General features: G+C 74.4%; 8 protein-coding genes. 6 read left to right on the top strand and 2 right to left on the bottom strand.

Features of this window, described 5'->3' with window-relative positions:
- Window positions 1-850 precede the first annotated feature (850 nt).
- On the top strand, window positions 851-3769 hold the full coding sequence (locus ACZ402_RS16855) for an FAD-binding and (Fe-S)-binding domain-containing protein (protein ID WP_375825601.1): 2919 nt from the start codon (window positions 851-853) through the stop codon (window positions 3767-3769).
- Window positions 3770-3827: 58 nt separating this feature from the next.
- On the opposite strand, the gene ACZ402_RS16850 is transcribed toward ACZ402_RS16855, so the two are convergent.
- Window positions 3828-4322, bottom strand: a complete 495-nt coding sequence (locus ACZ402_RS16850) for a DUF6174 domain-containing protein (RefSeq protein WP_375825533.1) — start codon at window positions 4320-4322, stop codon at window positions 3828-3830.
- Window positions 4323-4481: 159 nt separating this feature from the next.
- Here ACZ402_RS16850 and ACZ402_RS16845 point away from each other — a divergent pair, with 159 nt between their 5' ends.
- Window positions 4482-6281 carry an oleate hydratase gene (locus tag ACZ402_RS16845; RefSeq protein ID WP_375825532.1) on the top strand — a complete coding sequence of 600 codons (1800 nt, stop codon included), beginning with the start codon at window positions 4482-4484 and terminating at the stop codon, window positions 6279-6281.
- Between the two features lie 31 nt (window positions 6282-6312).
- Window positions 6313-6705, top strand: coding sequence for a hypothetical protein (locus ACZ402_RS16840; RefSeq protein WP_375825531.1), 393 nt, complete (start codon window positions 6313-6315; stop codon window positions 6703-6705).
- Here ACZ402_RS16840 and pdxR read toward each other — a convergent pair.
- Window positions 6686-8308: a MocR-like pyridoxine biosynthesis transcription factor PdxR gene (pdxR, locus tag ACZ402_RS16835; RefSeq protein ID WP_375825530.1), complete on the bottom strand. Its 1623-nt coding sequence runs from the start codon at window positions 8306-8308 to the stop codon at window positions 6686-6688. The two genes, ACZ402_RS16840 and pdxR, sit on opposite strands and share 20 nt — an antisense overlap.
- Window positions 8309-8418: 110 nt before the next feature.
- Between pdxR and ACZ402_RS16830 the strand changes: the two genes are divergently transcribed.
- The 3 genes from ACZ402_RS16830 (at window position 8419) to ACZ402_RS16820 (ending at window position 10889) form a co-directional block, all read left to right on the top strand.
- Window positions 8419-9402 carry an aldo/keto reductase gene (locus ACZ402_RS16830; protein WP_375825529.1) on the top strand — a complete coding sequence of 328 codons (984 nt, stop codon included), beginning with the start codon at window positions 8419-8421 and terminating at the stop codon, window positions 9400-9402.
- 117 nt (window positions 9403-9519) lie between these two features.
- The gene (locus ACZ402_RS16825; protein WP_375825528.1) at window positions 9520-10137 is read left to right on the top strand and encodes a nitroreductase family protein; all 618 of its coding nucleotides are present in this window, start codon (window positions 9520-9522) and stop codon (window positions 10135-10137) included.
- Entirely contained in the window at window positions 10134-10889 is a 756-nt protein-coding gene (locus ACZ402_RS16820) for a hypothetical protein (protein ID WP_375825527.1), read from the top strand. Before ACZ402_RS16825 ends, ACZ402_RS16820 begins: the two co-directional genes overlap by 4 nt.
- Window positions 10890-10994 lie beyond the last annotated feature (105 nt).

The raw sequence follows: 10994 nt of genomic DNA, 5'->3' as shown, positions 1-10994 counted from the left end.
TGCCGCGTCTACCATCCGCCGCTCGTTCCTCGCGGCTCCCGCCAGGCCCGCCACGACGCGGCACCACCACCCACCCCGACCCGGTTTCGTCTCGCCCTGGTCTGTGTTCGCCTCGGGCGACTGCCTGCGGTGTCGGGTTGGTCCGGCGACGCCCTGTTCGGGTCGTGCCGTTGTCGCCGCGTAGTCCGCGGTCTCGCCGTCGGTGTGTCGTGGTCGTCCGATGTCCGACGGCGGCCGGCCCGCCGGTGGTCCGACCACGGTTCTCCTTCGGCCAACCACCGTTCTACCTCGCGTGACCAGGGTTCTACCTCGGCGGACCAGGGTTCTACCTCGCGTGACCGGAGTTCTGCCTCGGCAGGCCCGGCGGGCCGGGCCGCCTCCCGTCTTCCTGGCGGTGCGCGGGCGATCACGAGGCTAGGACGAAGGCGACGGCCGAGCGGTGGGGGTGGGCTCGGATGCGAAGGGGCGTCAGAGCCGCGCTCCAAGAACCCCCACCCGAACGACCATGGTGACGGCGCGGCAGCCCCGAGCACCGAGACCACCCCCACCGCGAACCCACGCCGCGGGCCTGAGACCCGACCACGCCTCTACCTCGGCCGACCAGGGCTCTACCTCGGCGGTTCGGAGAGCCACGGGGCGGACGGTTCCGGGGCTCCGGGCGCGAGGGTGCGACAATCGCGACGTGTCCGCTGAGATCGACGCCACCCCGACCCCTGCCCCGCAGCACGACGGGAACGGTTCGCGGCGGTCCGGCTCCCGCGCGACGACGTCGCCGGAGGCGGAGCGCGCGGCCGCTCTCCGCGAGGCCGAACGCGCGGCCGACGTCGCGCGCACGGCGCTCGCCGAGGCGCTGCGCACGGTCGTGCGCGGCGGGGTGGACTCCTCCACGCGGCGCCGGGCCGAGTACTCGACGGACGCGTCGAACTATCGCGTCGTGCCCGAGGCCGTGGTGTACCCGCAGGACGCGGACGACGTCGTCGCGGCGCTCGACGTGCTGCGCGAGCTCGAGGTGCCGGTCACGGCACGCGGCGCCGGGACGTCGGTCGCGGGGAACTCGATCGGGCCAGGCGTGGTCCTGGACTTCACGCGGCACGTGAACCGCGTGCTCGACGTGGACCCGGAGGCGCGCACGGCGCGCATCGAGCCGGGCGTCGTGATGTCGGCGCTCCAGCAGCAGGCCGCGCCGCACGGGCTGCGGTTCGGGCCGGACCCGTCGACGCAGAACCGCGCGACGCTCGGCGGCATGATCGGGAACAACGCGTGCGGGCCGCACGCCGTCGCGTACGGGCGCACGGTCGACAACGTGATCGAGCTCGACGTCGTCGACGGCCGCGGCCGCCGCTTCACGGCTGGCAAGGGCGACCCGACGTTCGCCGACGTCCCCGGGCTCGCGGAGCTCGTCCGGGAGAACCTCGCGCTGATCCGGACGGAGTTCGGGCGGTTCGGGCGCCAGGTGTCGGGGTACTCGCTCGAGCACCTGCTGCCGGAGAACGGGTCGGACCTCGCGAAGGCGCTCGTCGGCACCGAGGGCACGCTCGTGACGATCCTCGAGGCGACGGTCCGCCTGGTGCCGGTGCCGTCCAAGCCGACGCTCGTCGTGCTGGGCTACCCGGACATGCCGTCCGCGGCCGACGACGTCCCGACCTTCCTGAACCTCAGCCCGCTCGCGGTCGAGGGCCTCGACGCGCGGCTCGTCGACGTCGTGCGTCGCGCCAAGGGCGACGCGTCCGTCCCGCCGCTGCCGCCGGGCGCCGGCTGGCTCATGGTCGAGGTCGGGGGCGCGACCCCTGAGGAGGCGATGGCGAACGCGGAGGCGATCGTCGCGGCGTCGGGCAGCGAGGCCACGATGATGCTGCCCGCGGGACCCGAGGCGACCAAGATGTGGCAGATCCGGGCCGACGGCGCGGGGCTCGCCGGGCGCACGCCCGCGGGCGAGCAGGCGTGGCCGGGCTGGGAGGACTCCGCCGTCCCGCCGGAGAAGCTGGGTGACTACCTGCGCGACCTCGACGCGCTCATGGCGCGCTACGGCGTCGACGGCCTGCCGTACGGGCACTTCGGCGACGGGTGCGTGCACCTGCGCATCGACATCCCGCTCGAGGCGTCGGGGTCGGTGCTGCGCACGTTCATGCTGGAGGCGGCCGAGCTCGTCGCGAAGTACGGCGGCTCGCTCTCGGGCGAGCACGGCGACGGCCGCGCACGCTCGGAGCTGCTCCCGGTCATGTACAGCCCCGAGGCGATCGCGCTCATGGAGCAGTTCAAGGCGCTGTTCGACCCGCGGGACGTGATGAACCCGGGCGTCGTCGTGCGCCCGAGCGCGGTCGACGACGACCTGCGCCGCCCGCACGCGCACCCGTTGCTCTCGAAGGTCGGCGCGCCGGGGACGCCCGGGACGAGCACGGCCGCGCCCGCGAAGGTCACGAAGATCTCGCGTCGCGCCGGCTACCAGGGCTTCTCGTTCGCGCACGACCACGGCGACATGACCCAGGCCGTGCACCGCTGCGTCGGTGTCGGCAAGTGCCGCGCCGACACCAGCGCCGCGGGCGGCTTCATGTGCCCGTCGTACCAGGCGACCAAGGACGAGAAGGACGTCACGCGCGCCCGCGCCCGCGTGCTCCAGGAGGCCGTGAACGGCACTCTCGTCGGCGGTCTCGCGGCGCCCGAGGTGCGCGACTCGCTCGACCTGTGCCTGTCCTGCAAGGCGTGCTCGAGCGACTGCCCCGCGGGTGTCGACATGGCGCAGTACAAGTCCGAGGTCCTCTACCGTACGTACCGCGGCAAGCTGCGCCCGGTCGACCACTACTCGCTCGGCTGGCTGCCGATCTGGGCACGGCTCGCGACCGGCATGCCGCGCCTGGCCAACAAGCTGCTCGGTTTCCGGCCGCTGGCGAAGACGGTCCTCTGGGCGGGCGGCATGGACACGCGCCGCTCGATGACCACGTTCGCCGAGGTGCCCTTCCGCACGTGGTGGAAGCGCGGCGGCGCGACCCAGGGCGTGCCCGGCCTGCGCATCGGCGAGCGGCCCGGCCACCCCGTGCGCGACGAGCGCCCCAAGGTCGTGCTGTGGACCGACTCGTTCAGCGACAACATGTCGCCGGGCGTGCCGCAGGCCGCCGTCAAGGTGCTCACCGCGGCGGGGTACGACGTCGTCGTGCCGGACGAGCAGGCGTGCTGCGGCCTCACGTGGATCAGCACGGGCCAGCTCGACGGCGCGCGCAAGCGCCTGGAGAACCTGCTGTCCGTGCTCGGCCCGTACGCCGTGAACGGCATCCCGATCATGGGGCTCGAGCCGTCGTGCACGGCCGTGCTGCGCTCCGACCTCGTGGACCTGTTCCCCGACGACCCGCGCGCCCAGGCCGTGTCCGCGGCGACGCGCACGCTCGCCGAGCTCCTCACGTCGGTCGACACCGCGCCCGGCCGCGAGTCCGGGTGGCGCGTGCCCGACCTGTCGGACGTGACCGCCGTCGTGCAGCCGCACTGCCACCAGCACTCGGTGATGGGCTTCGCCGCGGACGAGCGGCTGCTGCGCGACGCGGGCGCGACGATCAAGGTCCTCGCCGGCTGCTGCGGCCTCGCGGGCAACTTCGGCATGCAGAAGGGCCACTACGAGACGTCGGTCGCGGTCGCGGAGAACGCGCTGCTGCCCGCGCTGCGCGACGCCGCCCCCGGCGACGTGTACCTCGCGGACGGGTTCTCCTGCCGCACCCAGGCCGACGACCTCGCCGGCGTGCAGGGCAAGGCCCTCGTCGAGCTGCTCGCCGAGCGGCTCTGAGCGTCACGCTGCGCGGCCGGGTCGCCCGACGGCGTGCGGTCGCCCGGGTGGGCGGCAGTCAGCCGTGCGCGGGGTGCACGTCCGTGATCGCGTAGCACTCCTCGTCGTCGATCGCGCGCGGCATCGGGTCGAGCGTGAGCGACGTCGGGTAGCCCAGCTCGCCGTCGAACGCGACGTCGGTGACGTCGTCGTGGCGCTCGTCGACGAGGTCGAGGAACCCGTCGACCGTGCGGCCACCGCTCTCGACGTACGACTCCGGGGTCATCTCCAGGTGCGCGAGGCTCGCGGACACCGCGACCACCTCGCCGCCCACGACCTCGACGTCGAAGTCCCCGACGAGGTTCCGCTCGCCGCACGACGACGTGAGCGTGAACGCGTAGTCGTCGTACCCCGCCGCGGCCCACCGGTCCCGCGCGTCCGACAGCCCGGCGACCGGCCACGACACGCCCGCGGGCGCGCACGCGGACGCCCCGGCCGAGAGGGCGAGCAGGCCGGCCAGGGCGAGCGCCGCCGTCGTCCGGGACGGGCGGGGGCGGGGCGGCGTCGTCTCCATGCCCTGCTCGTGTGCCCGGGTGTCCCGGTCTTGCGGTCGCGGGGACCCGTGCACGTTCGTGCACCGAGATGCGGTCGCTCGTGCCCGGCGTGAGCATGGCAGGGGAGCGCCACCGCGGGCGGCGCTCCTTTCCGGTCGTCGGCGGTGAGAGGGAGTGGCATGTACTACTCGAGCGGCAACTACGAGGCTTTCGCGCGACCGCGCAGGCCCGAGCGGACGGACCGGATCGGGTCCGTCCATCTCGTCGGAGCGGGGCTCGCCTCGCTCTCTGCGGCGGGCTTCCTCGTCCGCGACGGTCAGGTCCCGGGCGAGAAGATCACCGTCTACGAGCGCCTCAAGCTCCCCGGCGGTGCTCTCGACGGCATCAAGGAGCCGCGGCGCGGGTTCGTCATCCGCGGCGGGCGCGAGCTCGAGGACCACATGGAGTGCCTGTGGGACCTGTTCCGCTCCGTGCCGTCGATCGAGACCGAGGGGGTCTCGGTCCTCGACGAGTTCTACTGGCTCAACAAGGACGACCCGAACTTCTCGCTCCAGCGCGTCACCGAGGACCGCGGCAAGGACGCGCGGTTCGACAACCTGTTCCGCCTCGACGAGAAGGCGCAGAAGGAGATCACGAAGATCTTCCTCGCGCGGCGCGAGGACATGGAGGGGAAGTCGATCGAGGAGGTGATGTCGAAGCACTTCCTCGACAGCCAGTTCTGGCTGTACTGGCGCACGATGTTCGCGTTCCAGGAGTGGCACAGCGCGCTCGAGTTCAAGCTCTACCTGCACCGGTTCATCCACCACGTCGGCGGCCTGCCCGACCTCTCGGCGCTGAAGTTCACCAAGTACAACCAGTACGAGTCGATGGTGCTGCCGCTCACGCGCTGGCTCATGGACCAGGGCGTCACGTTCCGGTTCCACGTCGAGGTCACCGACGTCGACTTCGAGCTCGCGCCCGACCGCAAGGTCGCGACGCGGCTGCACCTGCTGGACCACGGGGCAGGCCACGAGTCCGGTGGCGCCGCCGTCGAGCAGACGATCGACCTCGGCGAGGACGACCTCGTCATCGCGACCATCGGCTCGCTCACGGAGAACTCCGACAACGGCGACCAGCACACCCCCGCCCGCCTGGACACGGGGCCGGCGCCCGCGTGGGACCTGTGGCGGCGCGTCGCCGCGAAGGACCCGGCGTTCGGCCGGCCCGACGTGTTCAGCACCGACATCCCGCGCACCAAGTGGCAGTCCGCGACCGTCACGACGCTCGACCGGCGCATCCCCGAGTACATCGAGCGCATCTGCAAGCGCGACCCGTTCAGCGGCAGGGTCGTCACGGGCGGCATCGTCACCGCGCGCGACTCGGCGTGGCTCATGAGCTGGACCGTCAACCGGCAGCCGCACTTCAAGGCGCAGTCGCCGGACGAGATCGTCGTGTGGGTGTACGGGCTGTTCGTCGAGACGCCGGGCGACTACGTGAAGAAGCCGCTCCAGGACTGCACGGGCGAGGAGATCACGCAGGAGTGGCTGTACCACCTCGGCGTCCCCGAGGCCGACATCCCGACTCTCGCCGCCGAGGCCGCGAGCTGCGTGCCCGTGATGATGCCGTACGTCACGGCGTTCTTCATGCCCCGGCACGCGGGCGACCGGCCGCAGGTCGTGCCCGACGGCGCGAAGAACTTCGCGTTCATCGGCCAGTTCGCCGAGACGACGCGGGACACGATCTTCACGACCGAGTACTCCGTGCGCACCGGGATGGAGGCGGCCTACCAGCTCCTCGACCTGGAGCGGGGCGTCCCCGAGGTCTTCAACAGCACGTACGACGTCCGCAAGCTGCTCGCCGCGGTGAGCGCCCTGCGCGACGGGGAGGAGCTCGACCTCCCCGGGCCGCGGATCCTGCGCGACCGGCTCCAGAAGAAGGTGGACGCCACGGAGATCGGCGAGCTCCTCGCCGAGTTCAGCCTCCTGTCCCACGACGAGTGACCTCGCGGCCCGGCGTGGCAGCATCGGGCGCATGTCGACACCGGAGGACCTCGCGCGACGCTACCTCGGCTGGCTCCTGCTGACCGCGGGCACACGAGCCGAGCGTCTGCGGTCGGAGGCGGAGGTCGAGGTCTCGGAAGTGGCACGGAGCTGCGTCGAGCACGACGCCGACCCGTTGCCGCTGCTCGACGCGCTCGTCGCGCAGGCCGTCGCGAGCGAGGACGAGCGCCTCGTCACGTGGCTCGGAGCGGGGATCGTCGAGGAGGCGATCGTCGGGCGGCCCGACCTGGCTGGTCGCATCGCCGCGCGATGCCGGGCGGAGCCGGCCTGGAGCCAGGTCGTGCGGGGGGCGTGGGTGGAGGAGCGCCGGGCGCGCGACCTCCCTGACCCGCTCCCCGCGCTCGTCACCGTCCTGAAGGGCTGACGGCGCTCCTGCGGGCGCTCCGCACCGCGTCGGCGAGGCGGGCGACGGCCTCGTCGACGCGGGCGTCGGCGAGGTTGCCGTACCCGAGCACGAGGGTCGTCGACCGCTCGGCGGGGCGCACCTGGTAGCGGCGCAGGTCGACGACGGTGACCTCGCGCCGCGCGGCCTCGCGCACGACGTGCGCGGCGTCGGGCGCGGGGTCGTCGGGTGAGCCGGGCAGGGTGAGCAGCGCGTGCATCCCCGCCGCGATGCCGCTCACCGCGGCACCCGGCAGCTCGCGCGCGAGGGCGGCGAGCACGGCGTCGCGACGGCGGCGGTACCGGCCGCGCGCGGCGCGCAGGTGGCGGTCGTACCCGCCCGCGGCGACGAACCGCGCGAACGTGAGCTGGTCGACCGTGGACGGGGCCGCCGTCGGGCCGTGCGTCGTGGCGGCCGCGCGCACCACGGACTCGCGCCAGCGCGCGGGCACGACCATCCACCCGACGCCGAACGCCGGGCTCATCGTCTTGCTCACCGAGCCGAGCAGGACCACGCGGTCGGGGTCGAGCTGCTGGAGCGCGGCGACGGGCCGACGGTCGTAGCGGAACTCGGCGTCGTAGTCGTCCTCGACCACGAGGCCGTCGACGGCACGGGCCCACGCGAGCACCGCCTCGCGCCGCTCGGGGGCGAGCGCGGCGCCGGTGGGGAACTGGTGGGCGGGCGTCAGCAGCGCCGCGCGCGCCCCGGTCCGCCGCGACGCGGCGACGAGCGCGTCCACGTCCGCGCCCGCGTCGTCCACGGGGACCGGGACGGGCACGAGGCCGACGCGCCCCGCGACGTCGCGCAGCACCGACCAGCTCGGGTCCTCGACGAGCACGTGCGTGTGGCCCGCCTCGACGAGCGCCGCGGCGACGCGCGCCATGCCGTCGGTCGCTCCGCGCGCGAGCACGACGGCGTCGTCCGGCCCGGCGACGACGCGTGCCCGGCGCAGGTGGTCGGCGACGACGGCCCGCGCGTGCGGGTGCCCCGGGGGGGCGGGCTGGCCGAGGTCGTCGTTCGACGCGTCCGCGAACGCCTCGCGCGCCGCGCGGAGCCACGGGTCGCGCGGGACGTGCCGCAGGTCGGGCACGCCCGGGGCGAGGTCGAACCGGGCGCGTGCGCTGGTGCGTGCCCGGGCCGACCCCGCGGCCCGCCCGGAGTCCGGGAGGGTGGGCGCGGGTCGACGGTCCGCCGCTCGTCCCGCACGACCTGCGTCGTGACCTGCGCCCGCCCCGGGCCCCACCGGGTTCGTCGGCCGGGCCGCGGCGGAGACACGCGTCGCGGAGCCGGTGCGCGCCTCGAGGAACCCCTCGGCGACGAGCTGGCCGTACGCCTCCGTGACGACCCAGCGCGAGACCCCGAGCGTCTCCGCGAGCTGTCGGCTCGGCGGCAGCGCGGCGCCGACGGGGACGCGCCCGGCGCGCACCGCGTCGCGGACCGCGCGCTCGAGCCGCTCGACGCGCGAGCCCGGCCCCGTCCCCAGGTCGAGCAGCGCCTCCCAGGCGAGCTCCGCCGTCGGGCCGGGGCGCGCGACGGCCGCGGCCGGACCGGCCACCGACGAGGAATTGGTCTGGTTCAGCACCATGGAATCGGACCGTACACCCGTGCCGATCTCTCCGTAGCGTGGAGCACGTCATCAGGACCACGGGTCCACCACGGACCACTCGGGTCCACCACGAACCTCGGGAGACCACCATGCGGTACCGCACCATCGGCGACGGGCGCACCTCCTTCGACGTGTCGACCCTGTGCCTCGGCACGATGAACATGGGCACGCTCGTCGACGAGGACACCTCGTTCGCGATCCTCGACCGCTTCGCCGAAGCGGGCGGGACGTTCCTCGACACGGCGAACAACTACAGCCTGTGGGCCGGCGGCCACGGCCGCGACAGCGAGGACCTGCTCGGCCGCTGGCTCGCGAGCCGCGGCGTGCGCGACGAGGTCCGCATCGCGACCAAGCTCGGCGCGGCCAAGAAGGACCCCGCCCTGCCGCTGCAGAACGTCGAGCCCACGAACTTCCAGGGCCTCGGCGCCGACGTCATCGGGTACGAGGCGCACGAGAGCCTGCGCCACCTCGGCATCGACCACGTGGACGTGCTCTACGGGCACGTCGACGACCACGAGACGCCGCTCGCCGAGACGGTCGGCGCGTTCGGCAAGCTCCAGGCCGAGGGCGTCGTCGGCATCACGGGCATCTCGAACGTCGCGCTGTGGCGCGTCGTCGAGGCGCGCGAGGAGGCGCTGCGCCAGGGCGTCGCACCCTACGGGCTCGTCCAGCAGAACTTCACCTACGCCTACCCGACGCCCGCGGTGGGCCGGCACAACTGGGCGTCGTACGAGCTGCTCGACTACGCGGCGTCCACGGGCGTCGACGGGCGCCCGCCGCTCGCCGTCACCGCGTACTCGCCCATCCTCCAGGGCGCGTACGTGCGCCGCGACAAGCCGCTGTGGGACGGGTTCGACCACCCGACCACGCGCGAGCGCATCCGCCTCCTCCACGAGGTCGCGGGCGAGCTCGGTGCGACGCCCAACCAGGTCGTGCTCGCCTGGCTCCTCGGGGGCGAGCACCCGGTGGTCCCGCTCGTCGGGCCGAGCACGATCGAGCAGCTCGACGAGCTGCTCGGCGCGGCGGACCTCGACCTCGACCCGGAGCTGCGCGCCCGCCTCGACGCCGCCTGAGCCGGCGCGCCCCCGCCCGGTCCGACGCTCCGCCGTCGGGCCGGGCGGGCCGGACGACGCGGCACGTCGCCGGGTAGGGTGCGGGGACCTGCTGCCGGACCGTGCCGAGGGGGCCACGTGGAGTTCCAGGACGTCGTCCGACGCCGGCGCATGGTGCGCCGGTTCACCGACGAGCCGGTCGCCCCGGACGCGGTCGACAGCCTCGTGCGCAACGCGGTCCGCGCGCCGAGCGCGGGGTTCGCGCAGGGGTGGTCGTTCCTCGTGCTCACCGAGCCCGACGACGTCGCGCGCTTCTGGGCGGCGAGCTCGCCCGAGCAGCCCGAGCGGAGCATGAGCACGTGGCTCGCGGGGATGCGCACCGCGCCCGTGCTGGTCGTGGTCCTCACGTCGAAGGACGTCTACCTCGACCGGTACGCCGAGGACGACAAGGGCTGGGCCGACCGCGACGAGAACCGCTGGGCCGTGCCGTACTGGCACGTCGACGCGGGGATGGCCGCCCTGCTCATGCTGCAGACCGCCGTCGACGAGGGGCTCGGCGCGTGCTTCTTCGGCGTCGCGCCGGGCGAGGTCGCGCGGCTGCGCGCGGCGTTCGACATCCCCGACACGTACGCCCCGACCGGGGTCGTCGCCGTCGGGCACCCCGCCGACCGGGCGACCACGGGCTCGCCGCGACGTCGCGAGCGCAAGCCGCTCGACGACGTCGTGCACCGCGGCCGGTGGGGTGGTCGGTCATGACCCGCGGGCCGCGTCAGGGCGTGGCGCTCGCGGTCGGGGTCGTGCTGGCCGTGGCCGTCGCGAGCGCGTGCACCGGGGGCCAGGCGCCCGACCCGACCGACGACGCGACCAGGACGAGCAGGCCGGACAGCGTCCCTGGTCCGGACGCGACCGACGGCTCGCCCTCCTCCCCGGACACCGAGCCAGGATCCGGGACGTCCCCGGGCGAGCAGGACGGGGCGACCGGCCCGGACCCGGGCGCCGCCCCGGTCGCCGATACCCCCGAGGTCGTGAGCCTGTCGGGGGCGCCGACCGCGGCGCCGCTCGTCGCGCGCGCGGGGTGGCAGGTCGTCGGGTCCGCCGGTGCGTGCGTGCTCTCGTGGCACGGCACGAGCGATGCCGCGCCTCCGACGACGGGCGCCCGCGAGGTGTCCGAGGCGCTGCTCGCGGAGACCGTCGACGCGGACGGCGGCGACCCGGCGGCCACGCGCGACGTCCTGCTCCCGCTCACCTCCGACGGCGTGGCGATCCAGGGCATGAACGCGGTGGCGCAGGACTGGGACGTCGACACCCCGCGGGGCCCGGTGCAGGTGCGGGGTGCTGCGCGCGTCGCGAGCGTGCCCACGTTCGACGGCGGCGCGTCGACCCAGTCCGTCGTGCTCGCGCTCGACTGTGAGGGCCCGCTCGACGAGGGCGCGTGGCAGCAGCTCCTCGCCGACGTGCGCGTCGGCCTCGTCGGCCCCGTGGAGGAGCCCGGCGCCTGGCCCTCGTAGCCGGCGCGTCGGTCAGACGGTATGAGTAGCTCCCGGGTCGGCCCGGGTCGCGCGGGCGGGGCCTCGCTATGAAGGTCGTGGGTTACCGAGCAGATTGCCCTGCCC

Source organism: Cellulosimicrobium sp. NPDC030954 (assembly GCF_055571305.1).
This window is presented reverse-complemented; position numbering and strand designations above follow the sequence as displayed.